The 22,930-nt window shown below is 70.3% G+C and carries 20 protein-coding genes; 4 read left to right on the forward strand and 16 right to left on the reverse strand.

Features of this window, described 5'->3' with window-relative positions:
- Positions 1–6 precede the first annotated feature (6 nt).
- Both ACN469_RS00105 and ACN469_RS00110 read left to right on the forward strand, forming a co-directional pair.
- Positions 7–1,521, forward strand: a complete 1,515-nt coding sequence (locus ACN469_RS00105; RefSeq protein ID WP_498763581.1) for a M4 family metallopeptidase — start codon at positions 7–9, stop codon at positions 1,519–1,521.
- A 43-nt stretch (positions 1,522–1,564) separates the two neighbouring features.
- Positions 1,565–2,401: a hypothetical protein gene (locus tag ACN469_RS00110; RefSeq protein WP_498762930.1), complete on the forward strand. Its 837-nt coding sequence runs from the start codon at positions 1,565–1,567 to the stop codon at positions 2,399–2,401.
- A gap of 67 nt (positions 2,402–2,468) precedes the next feature.
- Here the strand turns inward: ACN469_RS00110 and ACN469_RS00115 are convergent, their stop codons facing one another.
- The 4 genes from ACN469_RS00115 to ACN469_RS00130 form a co-directional block, all read right to left on the reverse strand.
- On the reverse strand, positions 2,469–3,218 hold the full coding sequence (locus ACN469_RS00115) for a hypothetical protein (RefSeq protein ID WP_498762932.1): 750 nt from the start codon (positions 3,216–3,218) through the stop codon (positions 2,469–2,471).
- Positions 3,215–3,643 carry a hypothetical protein gene (locus ACN469_RS00120; protein ID WP_498762933.1) on the reverse strand — a complete coding sequence of 143 codons (429 nt, stop codon included), beginning with the start codon at positions 3,641–3,643 and terminating at the stop codon, positions 3,215–3,217. Before ACN469_RS00120 ends, ACN469_RS00115 begins: the two co-directional genes overlap by 4 nt.
- A gap of 66 nt (positions 3,644–3,709) precedes the next feature.
- On the reverse strand, positions 3,710–4,885 hold the full coding sequence (locus ACN469_RS00125; RefSeq protein ID WP_498762935.1) for an FG-GAP repeat domain-containing protein: 1,176 nt from the start codon (positions 4,883–4,885) through the stop codon (positions 3,710–3,712).
- On the reverse strand, positions 4,882–5,361 hold the full coding sequence (locus tag ACN469_RS00130) for a hypothetical protein (RefSeq protein WP_498762937.1): 480 nt from the start codon (positions 5,359–5,361) through the stop codon (positions 4,882–4,884). Before ACN469_RS00130 ends, ACN469_RS00125 begins: the two co-directional genes overlap by 4 nt.
- A 119-nt stretch (positions 5,362–5,480) precedes the next feature.
- Between ACN469_RS00130 and ACN469_RS00135 the strand changes: the two genes are divergently transcribed.
- Both ACN469_RS00135 and ACN469_RS00140 read left to right on the forward strand, forming a co-directional pair.
- Entirely contained in the window at positions 5,481–7,475 is a 1,995-nt protein-coding gene (locus tag ACN469_RS00135; protein WP_498762939.1) for a HEAT repeat domain-containing protein, read from the forward strand.
- 131 nt (positions 7,476–7,606) lie between these two features.
- Complete coding sequence (locus ACN469_RS00140) at positions 7,607–8,761, forward strand: hypothetical protein (RefSeq protein WP_498762941.1); 1,155 nt, start codon at positions 7,607–7,609, stop codon at positions 8,759–8,761.
- 70 nt (positions 8,762–8,831) lie between these two features.
- Here ACN469_RS00140 and ACN469_RS00145 read toward each other — a convergent pair whose 3' ends face one another.
- The 12 genes from ACN469_RS00145 to ACN469_RS00200 all read right to left on the reverse strand — a co-directional run bounded on the left by ACN469_RS00145 (position 8,832) and on the right by ACN469_RS00200 (position 22,807).
- Positions 8,832–10,868 (reverse strand): ATP-binding protein, encoded by a 2,037-nt coding sequence (locus ACN469_RS00145; RefSeq protein ID WP_498762943.1) that lies wholly within the window; start codon positions 10,866–10,868, stop codon positions 8,832–8,834.
- 270 nt (positions 10,869–11,138) lie between these two features.
- Positions 11,139–11,798, reverse strand: a complete 660-nt coding sequence (locus ACN469_RS00150) for an acyltransferase (protein ID WP_498762945.1) — start codon at positions 11,796–11,798, stop codon at positions 11,139–11,141.
- A gap of 65 nt (positions 11,799–11,863) precedes the next feature.
- Positions 11,864–13,612, reverse strand: a complete 1,749-nt coding sequence (locus ACN469_RS00155) for a histone deacetylase family protein (protein WP_498762947.1) — start codon at positions 13,610–13,612, stop codon at positions 11,864–11,866.
- Between the two features lie 205 nt (positions 13,613–13,817).
- Complete coding sequence (locus tag ACN469_RS00160; RefSeq protein ID WP_498762948.1) at positions 13,818–14,246, reverse strand: hypothetical protein; 429 nt, start codon at positions 14,244–14,246, stop codon at positions 13,818–13,820.
- A gap of 43 nt (positions 14,247–14,289) precedes the next feature.
- Positions 14,290–14,994, reverse strand: coding sequence for a phosphatase PAP2 family protein (locus ACN469_RS00165; protein ID WP_498762950.1), 705 nt, complete (start codon positions 14,992–14,994; stop codon positions 14,290–14,292).
- A 125-nt stretch (positions 14,995–15,119) separates the two neighbouring features.
- On the reverse strand, positions 15,120–15,572 hold the full coding sequence (locus tag ACN469_RS00170; protein ID WP_498762952.1) for an ExbD/TolR family protein: 453 nt from the start codon (positions 15,570–15,572) through the stop codon (positions 15,120–15,122).
- Between the two features lie 116 nt (positions 15,573–15,688).
- Positions 15,689–15,931 carry a hypothetical protein gene (locus ACN469_RS00175; protein WP_498762954.1) on the reverse strand — a complete coding sequence of 81 codons (243 nt, stop codon included), beginning with the start codon at positions 15,929–15,931 and terminating at the stop codon, positions 15,689–15,691.
- Positions 15,932–15,993: 62 nt separating this feature from the next.
- Positions 15,994–16,719 carry a hypothetical protein gene (locus tag ACN469_RS00180; RefSeq protein WP_498763582.1) on the reverse strand — a complete coding sequence of 242 codons (726 nt, stop codon included), beginning with the start codon at positions 16,717–16,719 and terminating at the stop codon, positions 15,994–15,996.
- Positions 16,719–18,920 (reverse strand): protein kinase domain-containing protein, encoded by a 2,202-nt coding sequence (locus ACN469_RS00185; protein WP_498762956.1) that lies wholly within the window; start codon positions 18,918–18,920, stop codon positions 16,719–16,721. The genes ACN469_RS00180 and ACN469_RS00185 overlap by 1 nt, the downstream gene beginning before the upstream one ends.
- Positions 18,921–18,967: 47 nt before the next feature.
- Entirely contained in the window at positions 18,968–20,014 is a 1,047-nt protein-coding gene (locus ACN469_RS00190; RefSeq protein WP_498762957.1) for a hypothetical protein, read from the reverse strand.
- Between the two features lie 105 nt (positions 20,015–20,119).
- Positions 20,120–20,851 (reverse strand): Dickkopf N-terminal cysteine-rich domain-containing protein, encoded by a 732-nt coding sequence (locus tag ACN469_RS00195; protein ID WP_498762959.1) that lies wholly within the window; start codon positions 20,849–20,851, stop codon positions 20,120–20,122.
- A gap of 213 nt (positions 20,852–21,064) precedes the next feature.
- Positions 21,065–22,807 (reverse strand): sigma 54-interacting transcriptional regulator, encoded by a 1,743-nt coding sequence (locus ACN469_RS00200; RefSeq protein WP_498762960.1) that lies wholly within the window; start codon positions 22,805–22,807, stop codon positions 21,065–21,067.
- Between the last annotated feature and the right edge of the window lie 123 nt (positions 22,808–22,930).

Genomic DNA, 22,930 nt, shown 5'->3' on the forward strand with positions numbered 1-22,930 from the left:
GCCGTGATGGGCGTCGCGTGCGGCGACGTCCCGGCGGACCCGGCCGAGGCGCGGGACAGCACCCGGCAGGCGCGCCAGGACGCCCTCGCCGCGCTGGGCCGCGTGGAAGTGGTCGACGCGGGCAAGGACGGCACCCCCCGCTTCATCAGGGGCCGGCTGGGCACGGCCGACACGTCGCTCGTCTCGCTCAAGGCCGGTGATGCGCTGGCGCCCGCGCTGCGCGCCATCGCCCCGGTGTTCGGGCTGCGCGCGGAGGAGCTGACGGTGCGCTCCAGCCGCGTGGACGACCTGGGCTTCACGCACATCCGCTATGACCAGACGCGCCAGGGCACCCGCGTCGTGGGTGGCGAGCTGGTGGTGCACGTCGACAAGGCGGGCCTGGTGTACGCGGCCAATGGCTCGGCCCGAGGCGCCGGTGAGCCCGCGACGCTCGCGCGGCTCCCCATCGACGACGTGAAGCGCGCGGCGCTGGAGGGACTCGACACGCTCGTCGTCGAGGGCGAGCCCCGCTTCGTCTACTTCCTGGGCGCCGAGGGCACGCTGGCCTCCGCCTGGGAGGTGACGCGCGCGGGCACTCGCGAGGACGCGCCCGCCAGGGACCGCGTCTACGTGGATGCGGCGTCGGGCCGGGTGCTCGATGTGCAGCCGCTCATCCACTCCGCCATGAACCGGCGCATCCACTCGGCCAACAACCAGTGGACCACGCCCGGCACCCTGCGCCGCATCGAGCTCGGCGGGGCCACGGGCGACAACCATGTCGACGTGAACTACGACCACGTCGGCACGACGTACGCCTGCTACGAGACGATTTTCGGTCGCGACTCGTTCGATGACCGGGGCGCCACCATCACCAGCACCGTGCACTACGGCGCCTCGTACGTGAACGCCTACTGGGACGGCGTGCAAATCGTGTTCGGCGATGGTGACGGGGTGAACTCGGGACAGCTCGGCCTGGATTTGGACGTGGTGTCCCATGAAATCACCCACGCCGTGACGCAGTACGAGTCGGGGCTCGTGTACCGCAACGAGTCCGGCGCGCTCAACGAGAGCCTGTCGGATATCGCCGCCGCCATCTGCGAGAGCTGGGCTCGCGGCGGCGCCATCGACGCGGACGTCTGGAAGATTGGCGAGGACATCTGGACGCCGAACACCGGCGGGGATGCGCTGCGCTACATGGACAACCCCACGCGAGACGGCTCGTCCAAGGACTACTACCCCGAGCGCTACACGGGCACCGCGGACAACGGCGGTGTGCACTGGAACTCGGGCATCCAGAACCTGGTCTTCAAGCTGCTCGTGACGGGCGGCACGCACCCGCGCGGCAAGACGCCCATCAACGTGGCGGGCGTCGGCATGAACCGCGCGGCGCAGACCTTCTACTTCGCCGCGACGAACTACTACACGTCGACCACGACGATGTCCCAGGCCAAGGCCTACACCCTCCAGGCCGCGCAGGACCGCTACGACGCCTCCGTCGTCAACGCGGTGCGAGACGCCTGGAGCGCCGCGGGCGTGCCGTAGGCGACGTCAGCAGAGTCCACCTCAACCACCTCAAGGAGAACCCATGAAGAATGTCTTCATCGCCGTCGCTGTCTTCTCTGTCTGTTTCTCGAGCACCGCCCTGGCGCAGCTGTCCACGCGCTGCTTCCAGGATGACCAGCTCACCACGACTGAGCTCGCCAAGGGCCGCAATGCCTGGGCTCGTCGGTGCGGCCTCATCACCGCCACGCGCGAGGCGTACCTCAACGCGGAGAACGAGTACCAGGTGTTCACCAACGGCTGCAATGCGTACCCGGCCGTGCCCGCGGGCTCGTCCTGCACGTTCTTCGTCCCGGCCGAGGAGGCGGCCACGTGCATCGCCGGCCTGAACAAGCTGGGCACCTGCGTCGCCGGCTGCACCACCCCCAGCCAGAAGGTCGCCTTCGGTGGGCGGATGCTGCCGGTGCCGGAGGCCTACGCGTCCGGCATCACCACCGTGACGTCCCTGAGCCCGGACTCGGAGCCGGGATTCCTGCGCTACGGCGAGCAGACCATCCGCAGCTACGTCGCGGGTGACACGCAGGAGGACATCTTCGCCCTGGAGACCCAGGAGGGTCGCCGCCTGGAAGTGACGGCGGAGCACCCGATGGTCCTCGAGGACGGCACGATGGTGAAGGCCCGCACCCTGAAGGCCGGCGACACGCTGCTGGGCGCCGACGGCGCGAAGCTGCACCTCAACCGCGTCACCGTCTTCAACTTCAAGGGCCAGGTCTGGAACGTCCGGCCGGAGAGCAAGGTGAAGCTGGAGAACGTGATGAACGCGGAGGGCTTCCTCACCGGCTCCGTGCGCTTCCAGAACGAGTGGGCCCAGGACGACTACCGCCTGTCCCTGCGTGACGACGTGGACGTCGGCGGCCTGTAGTCCCGTGCGCTGAAGCCCTCGGGTTGGGACTCCGGCCGTGTGAAGCGCCGGAGTCCCAGCCTCTCCCTCAGGGAGCCACGTCCGGGGAGAGCTCCGGGATGGGGCACTCGGCGGGACGCAGGCACGGGGCGGAGAAGCCGCAGTCCTGGCTGCAGAGGAAGCGGTTCTCGATGCCGGTGCAGAGGCCGTCCCCACAGAAGCCGCAGTCATTCAGACAGCTGCTCCACGTCTCCGAGCCCGTGCAGAGATTGTCCCCGCAGTAGCCGCAGTCCGAGGGGCAGTAGATGACGTCCTCGCTCCCGTTGCAGGCGCCGTCTCCACACACCGAGCCGCAGTCGCTGGGGCACGTGGCGGTGGACTCGCCCGGTCCACACGTCCCGTTGCCACAGGGATTGGGGCAGCCACAGTCGACAGGGCACGAATACACCGTCTCGGCGTTGCACCAGCCGTCGCCGCAGTAGCAGTCGGAGGGACAGCTCCCCTCGTTCTCACCGACATCACAGGCGCCGTTCCCACACCAGGTGGGCGAGCCGCAGTCCCAGGAGCAGCTCCACGAGTCCTCACCCGGAGCGCAGTAGCCATCACCGCAGTAGCTCTCACACTCGTAATAGGGACACTGGGGCCGCAGCGGGTCCACCACCTCGCCCGGCCGGAGGTACTGCACCGGGCACTGGCAGGCGGGAAGCGGCTGGGAGGAGGCGCCGAGCGCTTCGCCCGGGTCCTCTGGAGTCACGGCATCGCAGGCCGTCCAGGTCAGGCAGGCCATCAGGACCACGGTGAGACGCGGGAGGAAGCGGCCGGTCGCCGCCGCGCTCATGTGGGGCCCGCCGCGTCACGCGGGGCGTGCTGGAGCCACGACGGCCACGCGGGCCCGGAGTCCTCCAGGTACGCCAGCATGGAGCCGCGCGGCGGTGACACGAGGCTCGCCACACACGAGCCGAGGTTGACGAGCCCCGTCACGCAGGGCGCGCTGGATGAGACGGGCACGAAGAACAGACAGCTGTTCGTGGAGCACGGGTACTGGAAACAGCCGTTGGCGAAGACCTGGTACTCGTTGTCCGCGTTGAGGATGGACTCCTTCGCGGCGGAGATGTACCCGCACTTGCGCGCCCACGCGTTGCGTCCCGCCACCTGCTGCGGCGTGAGGTTGTCGTCCCCGCCGCACCGGCCGCTGAGCTGCGCCCAGGCGGGGCTCGCGAAGCCGACGAAGACCAGACCGACGATGAGCCAGAGTTGCTTCATGCCAACCTCCACGGTGGGTGCATCCCAAGGTGCTGCGAAGAACCGACGTTGCGCCCGGACGCGCGCCTAGGGCTGACGGCGAACCGTGGAGCCCAGGAGGACCTCAACCGAGTCCGGCGTCGTCCACGCGAGGTCGGGGAAGCCATCCGCGTCCAGGTCCTCGGCGACCAGGGACGTGGGCGTCACGCCGGACGCCACGCGCAGCGGCGCACCGAGCTGACCGTCCGCCGCGCCGAGCAACAGGTAGACGCCGCCGGACATCCCCGCGTGGGCGATGTCGCTGCGCCCGTCCTGGTTGAAGTCGGCCACCACCACCTCGCCCGGCTCGTTGGCGAGGATGGACGCGGTGGAGGTGAAGCCGCCCCGGCCGTCACCGAGGTGCACGGAGAGGTAGCCGCTGTCCGACAGGCCATGGGTGACGACGAGGTCCAGCTTGCCGTCGCCATTCATGTCCACCGGCGCCAGTCGGAAGGGCTCGTCGTCCGCGGACCCGCTGAGCTTCAGCGGAGGCGCGGCGGTGAGCTTCGCGTCCCTCCTGCCGAGGAGGATGTCCACGGTGAAGCTGTTGGTGTTGAGCACCAGGACGTCGGGCAGCGCGTCGTCATTCACGTCCGCGACCATCAAGTCGCGGGGAAGCCCGGTGACGGAGTGGGGCACCGCCTCACCGAAGGAGCCATCCCCGCGGCCCTTGAGCGAGGTGATGTTCCAGAAGCCCGCCGAGCCCGCGTTCTTCGTTATCGCGTCGAGGTGCCCGTCCCCGTCGAGGTCCGCCACCCGCACCTGCTGCGAGTGATTGCCCAGCGAGTACGGGATTCCCTCCTGGAATGCGCCCTTCTCTCCACCCAGGCGCACTGTGAGGGCGTTGGAGAAGTGGCCAACGATGAGCAGGTCCTGCCGACCGTCGCCATTCACGTCGCTGACGGCCACGTCCATGGGCGTGGTCCCCGCGGCGAGGCACCGGGCCTGGGCGAAGCGCCCTCCCCCTTCACCCTGGAGGATGCAGACCTGCTCCTCCTGCGAGGCGACGAGGACCAGGTCCTTCTTCCCATCACCGTCCACGTCGGCGATGTGCAGCCCTCGCACCTTGGAGCCCCCCGCCGGGAGCGTCACGCTCGTCTCGGGGAAGCCGCGCCACTCGACCTCGGCCTCGACGTCCACGAAGGCCCGAGGAGAGATGGTGGGGGAGGAACATGCCAGGGCCGCGCAGCAGCAGCCCAGCAGGAGGTGGTGATGACGGCTCATGGTGCTTCCTGACGAGGGAGGGTGGGGACCGCGAACGGGTCCCCCCGGGATACGGAGCAGGAGGGGTCCGCTGGTTGGCAGTCGCCGGCAATCCTGCCGGGACACCCACAATCCACGGGACAGGTGTTCACCGTCTCCGCGGTGCAGACGCCGTCACCACACCAGCAGTCGCCCGGACACGTGGCCTCCGTCTCCGCGCCCACCTGACAGACGCCGTCACCGCAGCCCAGATGGCATGCGCCCATGCAGGAGTCCGTCAGCGAGGAGACCTGGGTGACAGGACACGTGCGGACCGCCTGGACGGTTTGAGCCTGGGTGCCGAGCACGGTGGACGACGGAGCTTCTTCCCGGGCGCCACAGGCCGCCAGCAACGCCAGCGCGAATCCCACCAGCCACCGCCACGCCCCTGGCCGTGAGGCCGTTCGAGCCTCGCGCACTCCGGGTATGAGATGACGAAAGCGGAGTCGATTCATCATGTCAGCTCCACGATAAGGGATTTCGCTATATCCTCAGCGCCCTGGCGTTCCCAGTCATTCAATGACAAGCGTGGGTTGGGACACATCCCCCTGTCAAGGAAGCGTCCCCAGGAGACTCCATGCGCCGCAAGCGACCGCACGTCGTCGGGTTGGCAGCGTTCCTCCTCCTCCTGGGGCTGGGCGCCGTGTGGTGGAAGCAAGCAGGGGAAGCATCTTCCGCTCCGGTGGAAAACGCGGCGTCGCCCGTGCGGGCCTCCGCGCCTCCGCCGCCCTCCGAGGCCCTCCCAGACGCGCGCGACGCGGCGGGAGGACGGGCCTGGGTGCCGGGCTCGCTCCACCGTCACGCGCTGAGCCTGGCGCTGACAGTGTCCTTTGGACAACAGAAGGCGCCCGCCGCGCCCACCAGCCCCGGCATGCGCTTCTCCGTCCAGGGTGAGTGGGACGTGGGCATCGTCTCCGCCGAGGCCGACGCCGTACTCGTCCGCCTCCACCTGCGCCCCACGAGCTTCGAGTTGCAGGTGGAAGGCCAGGGAGCGCTCGCACCCGAGCAGCGACAGGCGATGGTGGCGGCGCTGTCGCTGCCCTTCTTCGCGACGTTGGACCGGACGGGCGCGGTGTCGCTGACACACTTCGAGCAGGGCGTGGACGAGCTGGCGCGCGGGCTGCTGCGCTCCGTCGTGGCGTCCTCCCAGTTCGTGGTGAACGGCGCGCCCGGGACGACGTGGAGCACGGAGGAGCAGGACACCTCCGGCCAGTACGTCGCGCGGTACCAGCGCCAGGGCACCAGCCGCTTCGAGAAGCGCAAGCACGCCTATACCGCCGCGGCGACACCCCAGGGACTCCAGCCGGTGGGCGGCACGAACAGCCTGCGCCTGAGCGTCAGCGGCGGCTCCACCTTCGAGCTGGGCGAAGGCGTGTGGCTCCAGAGCCTCCAGACGCGAGAGCAGCTCACGGTGGAGCCGGGCGAGGGCCTGCCCACGGTAACGAACGCGACGGAGCTGACGCTGCGCCTGCTGGAGCGTCGACAGGACCCCTCTCTGCGGGACGCCTTCGCCGCGCGCTCGGGCTTGCTGAACACCGCGGCGCTGGCGACGTTCCAGGGACAGGCGACGGACCCGCTCGCGCACCATCGACAGGTGCTCGGCTCGCGGACGTTCGCGGACATCTACGCGGACCTGCTCGCGCTGCCCACCGACGAGAAGGCCCGGGATGACGCGAGGACGCGGGCCCTGGAGCAACTCCGCGCCCTGTTCCTGCTCCACCCCGAGGAGGCCGCGCGCATCCCCGCGCTGCTGCGCTCGAAGGACCTGTCCCCGCTCGCCGCCAGCGCGATGCTGGGCGCGCTGTCCGCGGCCAGCACGCCGGAGTCCTTGCGCGCGCTGGCGGCGGCCACCGTCGACGCCGCGCTGACGACGGACGTGCGCATGGACGCGGTCTCCGCGCTGGGCATGGCGGACAACCCCCTCCGCGAGGGCGTGGACACCCTGCGACAGCTGTCCCGGAGCGAGGACCCGCGCCTGCGGGGCACGGCGACGCTGGCGATGGGCAACGCGGCGCTCCAGATGAACGACACCGACGGGCGCGGCTCCGAGGCGCTGGTGCAGGAGCTGAAGAACGACTACCGCGCCGCGCGCGACGCGGAGCAGCGGGCCCTGCTGCTGCGCTCGCTGGGCAACACCCGCGCTCCGGGCGCGCTCGAGTCCATCGCGGACGCGCTGCGCTCCGACTCCGTGAAGGTCCGCGAGGCCGCCATGGTGGCGCTGCGGGGCATTCCCGGCCCGGAGGCGGACCGGATGGTGGTGGAGCGACTGGCCAATGACCCCGCCTCCGAGGTGCGCCGCGCCGCTGTCTTCGCCTGCGGCTTCCGTCCCCTGGAGCCGCTGCTCCTGCCCATGCTCGGACAGGCGCTGCGCGAGGACGTGTCCGACGGCGTGCGCTCCGACATCGTCCAACTCCTTGGCCAGCACCGGGGCAACACCCCCGGAGCCCTGGCCCTGCTGCGCTGGGCGAGCCAGCACGAGCGGAACCCCGATATCCGACGCATGGCCACCACGTACGTGGAAACCCCCACAACGCCTGTCACCTCTCAATCAGCACCCCTGCCCGTGCACTGACGTTGACGCAATGGACCGTGGAAAGTCAGACATACCAACGCCACCCGCGGCGTGTTTCGACGAATCAAATACATCCACGGACTTCACTCGGAGTAAATAGACGGCCTCCACCTATCCCCCGGGAGGCCCACATGAACAAGGCACTGTCGCGCGTCGTCGCGACGATGCTGGTCGTGGTTCCAGGACTCGTCGCCGCGCAGAACTATGTCGACCCGAATCCCTACGTCGTCCAGCCCTCGAAGTATCCCTTCGCCGTCTACGCCCCGGGCACGATGCTCAACAACACGGTGGCGTGGGAGTCGCAGGTAGCGCCGTTCGTCCCCGGCGCCAGCTACACGACGAACCAGGAGTACGCCATCCTCCAGGACGAGACGAACCGGACGGGAGGCCAGCTCCTGTTCGACACGTCCGACTACACCCACAACATCGACATCCAGCAGGCAGTGATTCCGGAGGCGTTCCAGCACCAGGTCCCTCCGCCGACGGAAATCATGCCGTGGACCAACCCGGCGCAGACGTTCAACAAGTCCTACGTGCGCACGGAGAAGTTCGGCAACAGCCTCTTCGGCGCGGGCTACCACCTCAACGCGGTGCTCACCGCCGAGACGGCGACCATCAACGCGGACAAGAAAGTCGTGGCGGTGGCGGAGGGCAAGCTGTTCGCCGCCGTGTTCTCCTCGGAGCACGACGTGGTGCGCGGGCGCGCGCAGGTGGTGGGACAGAACGGCGGCGACAACAGCGGCACGGCGGCGCTCTACGTGCTGGGCCAGGAGGTCTGGTCCACCAGCCTCTACGCCACGTACTCCCCGCCTCCCATCAACTGGAGCCGGACGTTCTTCTCCGCCTCGAAGACGTTCGTGGTGGGGCCCGTTCCCATCACCGTGAAGGCGTCGCTCTCCGGCGGCGTGAAGCTGGCGGTGCAGGGACTCATCGGCCCCACGGTGGCGCGGCTGTCGGCGATACCGGGCGGCTGGTCCAACGTCGCGGCCTCCGCGTCCGTGGACGTCATCATCATCGCCTTCGGCGTGGAGGGCAGCCTGGCCCTCATCAACGCCACCCTGCCCGCCTCGGGCGAGGTCTTCTGGCCCGTCTGCACGCTCGACTGGAAGCTGAAGACGGACCTGGACCTGAACACGCTCTCCGGGACCCTGAAGGCCTTCGCCCGCATCCGCATCCTCTTCTTCAAGAAGACCTGGTGGGTGACCATCGCCCAGTGGGCGGGAATCACTCACAAACGGACGCTGCTGGGTGTCGAGGGCTCACAGCCCCTGGGCATCTGTAGCTGACGCGCGTCACCAAGAGCCCCCTCGCGAGCGACTCACGCGCGCGCGAGGGGGACTCCGGCGCCGCCAGGCCTCAGAAGCCGTGACGGGAGACGGCGTCCAGCGGAGGCAAGGCGTGCAGGGCCACGCGGAAGGTGGTGCCCACGCCCACGGACGACTCCACGGAGATGTGGCCGCCCAGCGCGGTGACGATGGTGTCGCAGATGGACAGACCCAGGCCCGTGCCCAGGCCCGCGGACTTGGTGGTGAAGAACGGGTCGAAGATGCGGCGCAGGTGCTCCGGAGGGATGCCGCCGCCGGTGTCTCGCACCTCCACCAGGACGCGCTCGCCGTCGTCCGGCCGCGTGGTGATGCGAATCTCGTTCGTCTCCGACTGGCCTTCCTCAATCGCGTGCGCGGCGTTGATGACCAGGTTGAGGAACACCTGGAACAGCTTGCCCTCGTTGCCTCGCACGTGCGGCACCACGCCGTAGCTCTTTATCAGCCGCGCTCGGGGACGCACCTCGCTGGCCGCCATCTGCGCCACCGAGTCCAGCACCCGGTGCACGTCCACCGGCTCCTCGCGGTTGTCCTCCACGCGGGAGAAGACGCGGAGCTGGCGGACAATCTGCCGCATCCGCTCGGCGCCCTCGCGTGCGTCGTCCAGCACCTGGCGGCACTCCACCAGGTCATCGGGCGTCAGCGGTCGCGCGCGCGGCCCCACCGTGGCGTGCAGGAAGTCGAGGTTGGAGAGCACGTAGGCCAGCGGGTTGTTCAGCTCGTGGGCGATGCCCGCGGCGAGCAGGCCCATGGAGGCCATGCGGTCGGCGAGGATGAGCTGCGCCTGGGAGCGCTTGCGCTCGGTGAAGTCGCGCGCCATCGTCACCCACGCGGGCGTTCCGTCGAAGACGACGGCCAGCGTCACCAGGTCCGCCACCACCGTCTCACCGTCACGGCGCACCAGCGGCACCTCCACCGCGCGCGCGGACCGCTTCCCCTCCAGCGCCTGCCCCAGGTAGAGCTGCGCCGCGCTCCGGTCCTCCTCGCGCACCAGCTCCAGCACGTGCCGGCCCACCAGCTCCGACGCGTCCTGGTAGCCCAGGTACTGCACCAGCGCCGGGTTCACCGACAGCAGCACGCCGTCCCCCACGTGCACCATCACGGGGTCGGGGAAGGCCTCAATCAGGAGGTGCACGCCCGCTTCGGTGCGCCGCAGCGTCGTCTCCGTGCGCACGCGCAGCGCCTTGTCCGTGCGCTGCTCCAGCGCGAGCGACAGCGTGCCCGCGGCGCCCGACAGGAGGTTGACCTCGATGGGCCCCCAGGGCCGCGCCGCGCGGCAGTTGTCGAAGCCGATGACGCCGAAGAGCTGCCCGTGGACGTGCAGCGGCAGGAGCAGCACCGAGCGTACGCCTTGCGCCTCCAGCATCGGCTCCAGCACGGGCGTGAAGCTCCCGGGAAAGCCCTGCACCGGCTCGCCGCGCATCAGCGCGGAGGCCTGCTCGGGCAGCAGCGCCTCCAGGAGCGGCAGGCCGTGCATGTTCGGGTCCTCCAGGTTGGGAGGAATCCCCGGCAAGCACCACTCCGCGCGCTGTGAGGCGAGCGGCTCGCCTTGCGGACCGCGGTGCATCTCGAAGACGTAGACGCGGCTGGCGGCGGACACGCGGCCCAGCGGCTCCACCACGGAGGCATACAGGTCCACGGGGAGCTGGTGCGGCATCATCCGCCGCTGCACCTCCACCATCGTCTCCAGGTAGCGCTCGCGCGTGGCGACGGCCTCCTCGGCCCGACGGCGGGAGTCGATGTCGAGCAGCGTGCCCACGACTTCGCCGGGCAGGCCCGGTACGCCTCGCGCGGCGAGCACCACCCAGCGCGCGTCCTCGCCCACGGACAGGCGCAGCTCCTGGCGCGCGTCGGGCAGGCGTTGCGTGGCCACCGCCTCCAGCAGCGCTCGCGCGGCCTCGCGGTCCGGCGGGTGCACGGCCTCCACCAGCGGGTGGCCCTGGAACATCGCCCCGAGCGTCCCCGTCAGCTTCTCCCAGCCGGGGCCCAGGTAGGTGACGCGGCCGTGGGCGTCGAGCTGGAACACGACCTCGCTGAGCAGCCCCTCCAGCACCTGGAGGCGCCGCGCCATCGCGGCTCCGCTGTCCGAGGATGACGAGGGTGCGCGCGGGGAATGGCCGCCCGTGCTCGCCTCGGGAACCGGTACTGGAGCCTCGACATGCCCCACGTCCCGCCGCTCGTCTGCCACTTCGGCCTCCTGCGCCCTCGGCGGGGGTCCAGTTTCCAGGCAGCGCACATGGCTGCCGGAAGCCTGTCCAACACCCTGTGCCCCTCCCGGTGGCGACGTCTTCTCCAGCATAGAGCCGGCGAATGTCGGGAAGTCAATGAAGCCGGAGAAGGTTCACTCTTGGTCGCCCGGCTCCCACCCGCCCGGAGCCCCCGAGCGGTGGCGCTCCCGACGGTCGCCGAGCACACGGGCGGGCACCCCCCCGACGACGGCCCAGGCAGGCACGTCGCGAGTGACGACGGCGCCCATGCCCACCACGGCGTGGTCCCCCACCGTGACGCCGTCCGTCACGCCCGCGTTGGCACCTATCCACACATCCGCGCCCAGGGTGATGCCCTGGGAAGTCACGGGCTGGTCTCGCACGGGGCGGTCCGGGGCGAGGCCATGGTCGAAGGCATAGAGGGTGGCGCCGGTGGCGATGCGGGTGCCCTCGCCGATGCGGATGCCGCCCGCGCCGCCGTCCAGGCTCACGCGGGCGTTGAGACTCACCCGGGGCCCGAGGACGACGGGGCCATGGACGAAGGCCTCCGCGGCGATGCTACAGCCGGGGCCGAGGACGACGGCTCGGCCGGGCTCGGCGAAGATTCGGGCCTCTGGGGCGATGAAGCAGCCCTCGGCGATTTCGACGGTCTCCAGCTCGCGCAGGAGGTCCTGCACCTCGCGCTGCCAGGCGTCCGCCCACGCGCGGTGGCGGGGCTTGAGGGAGAAATAGAGCCACGGCATCCACGAGAGCCGGAGCTTGTGCTGCTCACGGCGGAGCGCGTCCAGGTCCACGGCCCCTGCCTACCATGAGCCCCGGGGGGTCGTGGTGGGTGCCGGGTGGACGAGCGCCTGGGGGCTCAACCGTGCCGGGGCTCCACGGTGAAGTGGCAGCGCTCGAACTCGGCGGCGATGACGTCGGTGTCGACGGGGACGGGCTCCAGGCGCAGGACGAGGTCGTCCGGCTCCCAGCGGTAGGGCTCGCCGTTGAGCGACACGCGGCCCTCGGCGACGGCGCGCGTGGCTTCGAGCAGGGGCAGGTGGGCGAGGTCTCGCATCATCGCCTCGAAGCGGCCCTGACGCGCGGGGTCCACGAAGCGGAAGCGGGCTCGGGCGACCACGGCGAGGTGGTACCACATGGGCCGTGAGGCGACGCCCGCGAGGCCGAGGCGTCTGGCCATCAGCACGAACATCTCCGTGGCCTCGCGCGCGAGGCCGAGGCCGGGGACGTCCTGGCCCGGGAGCTGGGGACGGCGCTCGCTGAAGCGCGCGCGGGGGTGACGCAGGCTCAGCCAGTTGACGAAGAAGAAGGGCTCGCCTGTGATGGTGCGTCGCTCCACCACGGCGTCGACGAGCAGGTGCTCTTGTCCGCCCGCGTGGCCGAGCACCTTGATGCGGTCTCCCACGCCGGTGGAGCCGACTTCCACGCGAGGTCGGCTGTAGCCCAGTCGCTCCACCTGCCACAGCAGGCCGTAGCGGAAGAGGGCGTACTCCAGGGACTGCGCCGTGTAGAAGCCGAGGACGCGGGGCTGCACCGCGCCGCCCAGGCCGAGCGAGCCCTCCAGGTCCTCCAGCGTCAGCGGCTCATCGAGCGGCTCGCCTTCCTGCGAGAGCAGCCGGGAGATGCGCTGGTAGCGGGCGCTGAGCGGGTCATAGCGGTCCTTGATGCGGCGCCCGCCCATGCCGGACAGCACGAGCACGGTGCCGGCGAAGACCTTCCATGATTCGGCGTGGTAGCCGCCGCCGGGGAGCCACACGCTCGGCACGCCGCGCAGCGCGCGCGCCAGGAGCTGGTCCCTGCGTCGCGCGCCTTGCACGGTGAGGCCCACGCGTCCGAAGCGGTCACCCGCGAGCACGTCGCAGCCGGCGATGACGAAGGCGAGGTCGGGCTTGGGCATGCGCGACAGCGTGGCCTCGAGCAGCGCGAGGTAACCGTCGTCGGTGACGCCCTCGGGCACGCGCGTCTCGTCGACACCTTCGGGCAGAGAACCCCAGTCGCTGCCGGACAGCGAGCCGATCCAGACCTTCGGATGTCCGGCGAGACACTCGGCGGTGCCGTCGGGTGGGTGGGCGTCGAGGTCGAGGACGACAGTCTGTCCTTCGTAGCCATCGGCGTGGAGGGAGGCGAGCGCGACGGCGATGTCATTGACGGCGCAGAAGCCACCGCCACGGCCGGGGGCGGCGTGGTGGAAGCCGCCGGACATGTTGACGACGGGGCCTCGGCGGCCGAAGGCGAGGCGCGCTGCGCCGAGGGTGCCACCGCAGACGAGCCGCACATTGGACAGGAGGGTGTCCACGGGCACTTCGGACGGGTCGACGGCGTAGATGCGCGCCAGGGTCTCCGGGAGGCTGAGTGACTCCAGGTAGGCTGCGTCGTGGATGCGGGACATCTCCGCGTAGCTCACGGGCCTGGGTCGGTACACGTCCGAGGGCCGGACGACGTGCTTCTCCAGCAGGTACCAGGTGGTGAAGTCCACGCCGCGAGGTTCGACGCCGACGGTGGACTCGATACCGGTGAGGGGGAGTCGGTAGTCCTCGTCGTAGAAGATGGGGACGTGCTCGCCGCGCAGCGAGGGGAACCACCGACCCAGCCAGCTCCACACGCTCATGCCGCGAACCTCGCGGGAGAGGGGAGCAGATGAGGTGGGGAGGGACGGGAGAGACGGCGCACGGGGTCACGACTTTCGCCCAGCAAGCGCCTCGTGGGGGCTTTTTCGTGAGGGCCGGGGTGGGGACGCGTTCGTGCCCGACGCTGGGGCTGGCGCCCTCTCGGTATCCCAGAGACCGAGCGGCCCTGTTGGGCGAGTCGTTGGCCTACTTCTGCACGGAGAGGATGAGCCACCGGCGGACATCCACGGCGTAGACGATGGGCGTGTCCGAGAGGCTGGGGCCTTGAAGGTCGCGACACGCCTCCGCGCGAACCGCGAAGCTGACGAAGACAACTCCCTCCGAACCAGGAACGGCGGTCACGTCGTAGGTCTCACGGCGCAAGGCGCAGAGTTCCGTGGGGGTCGCATCTCGCGGAGGCTTGGTTCCCAGGGGAAGAAAGTCCTCCATGGCGAAGGCGATGGCCGCCGCGATGGGCCCAGGGAGCACGTGTTGCCCTTCCGTGGGCAGGACGACGGGGAACGAGTACCGCGCTGCCTCCTCGGGGGAGACCTTCGCGGGTCGCGAGCTCGGACGAAATAGGGCGCACCCTGGAAGCAGGACCAGCCCTAGCGATACCAACAACATGCGTCCCATGATGCGGTCTCTACCAGGGAACGCCCACCGTCTCTACGCGCCGTCACTCCACCTCGCGCCGCGTCTCTTCACGCAAAGCCGGGCTGCGCCGACGCAGGCCACGCGCCATGAGCGCCATCAGCAGCGCCCACGCGAGCCCCGCCACCCAGCCGCCCAGCACATCCGTGGGGTAGTGCACCCCCAGGTACACCCGCGTCAGCCCCACCAGCAGCGGGAGCAGCAGCGCCACCATGAGGATGTATGCCTTCACGCGCCTGCTCTCCGCGAGCTGCGCCAGGAGCGCGCCCAGCGTGAGGTACACGATGGCCGACAACATCGCGTGTCCGCTCGGGAAGCTCGTCGTCATCACCTGCTTCAGGTGCGGCACCACCGAGGGCCGGGGCCGGGAGAAGAACTGCTTCAGCGCCCCGTTCAGCAGCGTCCCACCCACCGTTGCCACGAGCACCAGCAGCAACGTCCGGTAGCGCCGCACCAGCACCAGGAAGCCGCACACCGCCAGCGTCACCAGGAACAACACCGGCGCGCCACCCAGTGACGTCACGTCTTCCGCCGTGAGCCGCACCCACCACGGCCCCCTCGGCACCAACGGGTCTTCCGGACTTCGCAGCGCGCGCAGCACCCGCTCGTCGAAGTCCTGCGTCTCTCCCTCCGACACCTCGTCCGACAACGCGATGAACCCCAGACAGCACACGCCCAGCAACAGCAGCATCCCGAAGAGCCGCGTCACCGCCACGTTCTGTTGGGACATCCTCGCCCACAAGCCACGCCACATATCCGTGACACTATGCCTGGGCCCACGCACGGAGGCCCGCGTGACTTGCGGACTGTCACCTCGTGGGCTCCGGCCCCGTCACCGGAGCCCACGGACATCCATCAGGGCTCCAACGGGAACGGCGTGCCGGCGCCCGCCTCATCCTTGGGCTTCACCACCGCGAGAGACACCCGCTCCGCCCCAGAGCCCTTCGCCAGTTGCATCACCTTCTTCACGTCTCCGTACGTGAGCGACTGGTCCGCCTTGAGCAGCAGGCGCCGTCCAGGCTCCTGCCGCAGCACGGCCTTGAGCTTCGCCTGGAAGAGACGCTCGTCCGGATAGGCCTCGGACTCCACGAACAGCTTCTGGTCCGGCGTCACCGAGAGGACCAGCGGGTCAGGCTCGTCCCCCTTCTCGATGTGCTGCGCCTTCGGAAGCACCACGTCCTTGCCTCGCGTCATCTTGGGCGTCACCACCATGAAGATGATGAGGAGGACCAGCACCACATCGACCAGGGGCGTGACGTTGATGTCACTCTTCGTTCCACCCCGGCCACCACCAATGGACATGCCCATGCGCGACTGCTCCTTGCGTAGAAGGGACAGTCACAGAGGTACACGGGCCCGAAGACCCGTTGGTGGGCGGACGTCCCGCGTGGGGTCATCGTTCCGTCACGACACGGGACTCACCGCTACCTGCGAAGCCGGAGCCGGTCCTGCCCCGCGCTGCCCAGGGCCGCGCCGAACACGCAGAAGAAGTGCAGCACGATTCCAGGGAAGAAGAAGAACCAGTACCCCGCGCCGACGAAGCAGAACCACAGGATGGCTCGGAACAACTGCCCCTTGTAGAGCTGGCCCAGGCCCGGGAAGAAGAACGACAACACCCCGGCAATCAGGGGGTTGAAGCGGCGCTCACGGATGATGTCGGTGGTCATGTCGGCCTCCAGTCCTCCACTCTTAAAAGCGGGCTCCCCGAAACGAAAATCCCGCCCGTCCCTCAGGGCACCGGGCGAGCAGACGGTGCGGGTGCCAACACCATCCCATCCAGGACACCATACGCATAGGCCGCCGCGAAGGCATAGGCGCCCACCAGGTACGTCACGTTGAGCGTCCGCGCCGTCCCCGCGTCACTCGCGCTGTAGCGACCGTCCGCCCCTCGCATTGAAAGCGAGGCCCCTAGCGAGACTCCCGCAGCCGCGAGCCCCAACCCCTGCGTCACCGCCATCACCGCGCCCATTTTCGAGCGTCCGTGCTTGAAGTGCCCCACCCCCAACGGCGCCAGATACCAGGCACGCGTCGGCGTCGGCGAAGCAGGCACCTCGACCCGTTGCACGGGGTCGATGATGGGCGTCGGCGGAGGGAGCAGCCGTGGACGTCGCTCAGCGCTCAGCTCCGCGATGCGAGCCTTGTGCTGAACACGCGCGCGCTCCACGAAGGCGAGGAAGTCCGGCGGATACAGTAGCGGGTCCAGCACCGCGTCATCGTGCGCGGCCAGGCCTCGCACCGCCTCGTCCTCCGCGCGGGCGAGCTCTTCCTGCGCGTGGTAGGTGGCCGCGAGCAACAGGTGCGCTTCCGCCTCCAACGCGGCTCCGTCGAGCCGCAGCGGATAGAGCAGGGACTCCAGCTCGGCGCGAGCCTGGGACAGCTCGCCGGACTGGTAGGCACCGCGCGCGCCGTCGAGCGGGGAGGCCGCGAGCACCATCACCAACAAGGCCGCACCCATCACGGCGTCACGTCCAGCGACACTTCGAGACGACGACCGGCAACCACGTCCACCTCTCGCTGCAAGGGAGGCGCACCCGCGCGGCGCGCCGTCACCGTGTGTCGCCCATGCTCGACCGCCACCGGACCCGAGAGGGGCGCTACGCCCACCTCCCGTCCATCCACGAAGAGTCGCGCACCCACGGGAGCGAGGATGAGCACCTCCGCCTTGCGCAATGACAACACCACGTCGCGCGCCACCGTCTCACCGGGCGCGAGCGTGACCTCCTGGTCGACCTCGTCACACAGCGGGTTGACGAAGCGCAACCGGTAGGTCCCCGCTGGAAGCGAGAGTTCACGCACGCGAGGCGTGTAGCCTCGACTCTCGCCGTTCACGAACACCTCCGCCCACGGGCGCGCCGTCACCTTCAGCACGGCGGGACGCGCGGGGGCGGTGGTTCCCACGCCCGGGCTCGTCGTCGGCGCCGCGGATTGAGAGGCAGCGGAGGCGGTGACTCCCATGCCCGGACTCGTCGTCGGCACCGGGGACTGGGCGGCAGCTGAGACGGTGGCTCCCACGTGTGGGCTCGTCGTCCGCACTGGGGATTGGGCGGCATCGGAGGCGGTGGTTCCCACATTCGGGCGTGTCGTCGGCACCGGGGACTGGGAAACATCGGAGGCGGTGGTTCCCACCTTCGAGCGCGTCGTCGGCACCGGGGACTGGGAGACATCAGTGGGCTCGCCTCTCGCCGGATGGCCCTTCGGCACAGGCGATCCGACGGGCTTCGGCGAAGCCTCCTCCTTCGAACGTCCCCGTCCTCGTGAAGCATCCCGGATGTGGCGGTCTGTCTTCGGGGCCGAGGGAGCATGAGCCTGCTCGGCGTCGGTGTCGGAGCCAACAGCGGGCCCCATCTCCGAGGCCACCTGCCCTGACGGAGACTCCGCGCCACGCGACGGCGTCTCTCGTTCGACACCCTGGAGCGTCCCCACCTCGGCGGAACTCTCACCCGCCCGCTGTGCGGACTTCGCTCCCTCGACCGCCACGCCCACGCGCGAACGCACGTCGGCGCTCGCCACTTCCACTCCGGAGACCTCAGCCCCGCTCCGTCGAGCGAGCATCCATCCACCCCACCCCACCGCCGCGCAGAGCACGAGCCCCGCGCCCACGGTGCCAACCCCCAACCCTGAGCGCCTCGGCCGCTCTCGCAACAGCGCCACCACCTCGGCGGAGGTCGGCTCCAGCACCAGCGCGGCGTTGAGCACCTTCGCCGCCCGCGCGCCCTCGCCACGCGCCAGCAGTCCGCGCCCCTCCTCCAACAACCGCTCGAACCGAGCCCGACGCCACCGCGTAACACCCGCCACCGGGTTGCCCAAGAACTCCCGAGCCACCTCGGCGGGCGGTCCCACCCCACGCTGGAGCAACTCCTCCAGCGCCGCCGCGAGCACGGCCCCATCCCGAGGCCTGTCCCGGGCATCCTTCGCCAGACACCGCGCCACCAACAACGCCAGCGGCTCGGGCGTACCCGGCGCCACGTCCGTCAGCGGCGGCGCCTCCTTCGTCATCACCGACGCGGCCAGATGCGCCGCGCCCTTGCCCGCGTGCGGCGTCGTCCCCGAACACAGCTCGAACAGGATGACCCCCACCGCATACACATCCGAGGCGGGCGAGTACGCGCCCGTGTCGATGCGCTCGGGCGCCATGTATGGCAGCGAGCCCGTCACAGCCCCGGTGCTCGTGAGTCGCTCCTGGTCCTCCAGCGCGGCGAGGCCGAAGTCCGCCAGCTTCAGCGGCCCGCCCTCCGCCACCAGCACGTTGTCCGGCTTCACATCGCGGTGGACGATGCCGCACGCATGCGCAGCCGCAAGCGCCCGAGCGAGCTCCCAGCCCAGCACCATCACCGCCTCGGGCGGCACCGGTGACAGCCTCCCCGCCAGCGCGCGCAGGTCCTCGCCCCTCACCCACTCACAGACGAGAAACGGGCCATGCGCCCCGTCCTCGCCGTAGTCGTGAACCTCCAGGACGTTAGGGTGGTGGAGGGACGCCGCCAGCTCCGCTTCCCTGCGAAAGCGCTCCGCGCGACCCGCGCCGCCTCCCGGGTGCATCCGCTTCAGGGCCACAGGGCGCGACAGTCGCAGGTCCGTGGCCAGGAAGACCGTGGCCATTCCCCCACGCCCCAACTCGCGCTCGAGTCGGTAGCGGCCCGCAAGCACCTCACCCGTCATCACCCGCGCATTCTCCGGGAGCGCGCCCCCGCGAGCAACCCGTGGGATTACAGCGACAGCCGACAGGCCTTCGTGTCCCCCACCTGCTCGCAGGCCCCCACCGCGCCTCCAGGGCAATCCCGGTCCAGCCGGCAGGGCTGCCGACACCGCAAGGCCGCCCCCGACGACAGGCACACGCTACACGGCGAGCAGTCCATCGAGTTCTCGCAGACCGCCCCCACCGACGCCGGTGTGCCCGAGCACGCTCGCACGCACAGCCCGTCCGGTGAGCACTGGTAGCCCGGCTCGCAGAGGCCGCCACCAGCGTTCGGATTGCACTTCTCCTCGCACCGCATCCGCTCCCGGGGACACCCCGCGAAGGTGGGACAGTCGAGCGAGTCCGTGCACGCCTCTCCCAGCCGAGGCCCCACGACACACGCATCATTCGAGCACCGTCGCCCATCCCGACACGCGAAGTCCGACACGCACGTCAGCGTGCACTTCAAGTCCTCGCAGGCCGCGGCCGGGTCCGCGCACTCACACGCCCGCGAGCACGCTCCACCCACCGCCACCGTGCTCGAACACCCCGCGTCTGGCGTCCCGCATCCAGTGCCCGAGCAGCCCGCGTCCGGCACCGCGCACCCCGTGCCCGAACACCCCGCGTCCGGCACCTCGCACGCGGTCCCCGTGCAGCCCCCGTCCACGGGCGTCGTCACCGGCACACAGGCAGTCAGCGGCTCGGCTGCCTGGGGTACCGCGCCACAGCCGTACCCCGAGCGACCACAAGCCTCACCACACGCCCGCAGGCACTGCCCCAACTCCGTCGCGCACACCGTGCCTCGCGGGCAGTCCCGCGCCTCGGAGCACTCCAACAGGCAATACCCACCCGGAAAGCCGAGGCCACAGGACAGGCCCTCGCCACACTCCGAATCCGCGCCGCAGGACTCTCCTACCCGCTCCGCGTCCACGGGCTCGCAACCTCCCCGCACACAGACCTGTCCCTGGGAACAACCCTGGGACTCGTCGCAGCGGATGCGGATGTCGAGCGGACAGCCCGGCGCGACGAGCAACACGAGCACGGGCAACAACAACGAGAGCGGAAGAAGGCGGCGCATCACCAAGGCCCGGTCGACTCTACGCGGAGGGACGCTCGAAGCGCAGCCCCCCACATGGGAGGCCCCGTGCTCCCCGACTCGGGAACACAGGGCTACCTCCGCCCGCTACATGCAGGCGCCCATGACGCCAGGCGCGGCGAAGCACTGGCCGCTCTTGCAGTGCGCGTTCTCCGTGCACGGGAAGCCGAAGGCACCCGGGCTGCAGAACCCCAGGACGGCGCCCACGACGGGCTTCACGCAGCTCCACGACGAGGGGCAGTTCGAGTTGTCACGGCAAATCCCCTGCATGCAGAAGCGGCCCTTGTTGGCCAGGTAGCCGTCATTGCACACCGCGCCGCCCAGGCCCGTGGGGCAGGCCCCGTCCTCGGCGCACGGCGCGAAGCTGGCGCAGTACGGCTGCTGCGCACCGTCGTCATCCGCATCCAGGCAGACCGAGTAGTTGTCGCAGCCATCCTTGAAGTCGCTCGTCTCCGGGTTGCACGAAGGCGGATTGGCCGGGGGCGCCAGGCTGCACAGGCCCTCGATGCAGACCTGGTTGCTCAGGCACTGGCTGTTGGAGGTGCACGTCGGCACCTTCTTGCTCTTGCAATAGGAGGCCAGGGTGCCCGTGTCCTCGGCGTCGCAGTACTGGTCCGCCGCGCAGTTGGCGTTCGACTGACAGCCGAGCGCACACAGGCCGTTGAAGCAGAACTGCCCGGAGGGACAGGACTTGCTCGCGCTGCACAGCGCGCCGCTCTGCTCGCTGGGGTTCTCGTCAGGTCCGCCGTCATCGTCCTTCGTGCTGCCACAACCCACGACCGCCATCGCCAGGAACAGCCCCATCACGAAATGCTTCATCTGTGTCTCCCCGAGGTTCGGTTGCACCGTGGCGGCCCTCCGCCAGCGTGCGATGGGCAACCCCATCGCAACGTGCGTGCCGCGGCCTCGCGAGACACCGAAACGCCCCGATTCCACGGGGTTGCGTGACGCCCCTGGCCCGACGAGGGCCCGCCGCCAGGGGAAACGTGCCAGGACTGGCACGCGGAACAGGCCTCCCGGGGAGGCGGCCTGTCAGTCCCCCTCCCCCAGGTAGCGGAACAGCGAGCGCAGGCCGATGCCCAGCGCCGCCGCCGCGTCCTTCTTGCTGCCACCACAGCGGGCAATCGCCTCGCGCACGTAGCGCTGGACGAACGCCTCCCGCGCGTCCTCCAGGGGAATCATGGGCGTGGCGTCACCCCCCAGCTCCAGGTCCTCGGGGCCCAGCAATTCGTCCGTCGCCAGCACCGCCGCGCGACGCACGCGCGACGCCAGCTCCCGCACGTTGCCGGGGAAGGGATGCCCGCGCAGCGCCTCCGTGGCCTTCTGCGTGAAGCCTCGCGCCTTGCGCGACTCCTGGGTCAGCACCTGGTGGGCGATGAGCAGCACGTCGTCACCGCGCTCCCGCAGCGGTGGCACGTCCACTCGCACCTCCTCCAACCGGAAGCGCAGGTCCGCGCGGAAGGTGCCTCGTCGCACCGCCTCCTCCATCGCCACGTGCGTCGCCGACACCACGCGCACGTCCACCTTGCGCGGCTGATGTTCACCCAACCTCGTCACCTCGCGCTCCTGCACCACGCGCAAGAGCCGCGTCTGGAGCGACAGGGGCATGTCCCCAATCTCATCCAGGAAGAGGGTGCCGCCGTCGGCCGCCTCCACCAGCCCCGCCCGCTCCGCGCCCGCGCCAGTGAAGGCGCCGCGCGCATGGCCGAACAGCTCGCGCTCGATGAGGCTCTCCGGCAGCGCCGCGCAGTTGATGGCCACCAGTCGTCCACGCCGCCCGCTGCGCCGATGGAGCGCCCGCGCCACCAGCTCCTTGCCCGTCCCCGTCTCGCCTTCGATGAGGACGTTGAGCGGCGTGGGCCCCAGCCGCTCCACCTGCCGGTACAGCGCGCGCATCGCCGGGGACTCGCCGATGAGCCCCTCGAAGGTCGCCGCTTCGATGCGACGGGTGAGGCCCTCCACCGTCGCTCGCAGCTCCGTCAGCTCGCGCCGGGTCGACAGGAGCAGCGCTGTCAGCGAGGAGAGCGCCATGGCCTCCTCCAGGTCCACCGCCGAGAAGGCCGGAGCACCCAGACGTCGCCCCAGGTACACCACCGACAGCGGCACCGACTCCACCCGCAGCGGCACCACCAGCGCCGAGCCCAGCCGCAGGGCCTCCAGGCTCGGTGCCCCCGCCAGCGCCGCGTCCGCTTCCACGTCGGCCACCCGCACCGGCGAGCCCGACGTCAGCACCCGGTCCACCAGGCTGTCCACCACCGCCGCATCGGGCCTCGCTCCCGTGGCGCACAGCACGCGCCTTGGCCCTTCGCGTGAGTCCGCGGTGACGAGGAAGCCCACGTCCGCGCCCACCACCTCGGCGAGCCCTCGCATCGCCACCTCCAGCAACTCCAGCGGAGGACGCTGCACCAGCAGTCGCGAGGACAGCTCCGCCAGCACCGCCACCAGCCGGCCCTCCTGTCGCGGCGCCACCTCCGCCGCGTCACGGGGAACGGACTCCACCGCGTCGATGAGCTCCAGCTCCACCGTGCCCACGCGGAAGCGGTCCCCGGGCTCCAGCGGCGCCAGGTCCACGCGCTTGCCTCGGACCTTGAGGTCGCAGCCCTTGCCCGCGGGGGACACGCTCCAGCCTCGCGCGTCGCGGAACAGCAGCGCGTGACTCGGCTTCACGCCGGGCGCGCTGAGCACGGCGTCACAGGTGGCATCGGAGCCCACGGAGATGACGGGCTTGTCCAGCGGGATACGACGGCCGTCAGGGAGGGCGAGAAGCTGGGGCATGGCGGAGCGGACCGACTCTGTCGCATATCAGGAATGCGGAGCACGGGCGCGTGCGCGGCAGGACGCTCCCACCAGCGAGTCATTGTCCGGATACGCCCGGCTGCTATCACACGGCCACCGGAA

Origin of the sequence: Corallococcus terminator, from assembly GCF_049194865.1 — a bacterium.
Lineage (GTDB): Bacteria > Myxococcota > Myxococcia > Myxococcales > Myxococcaceae > Myxococcus > Myxococcus terminator_A.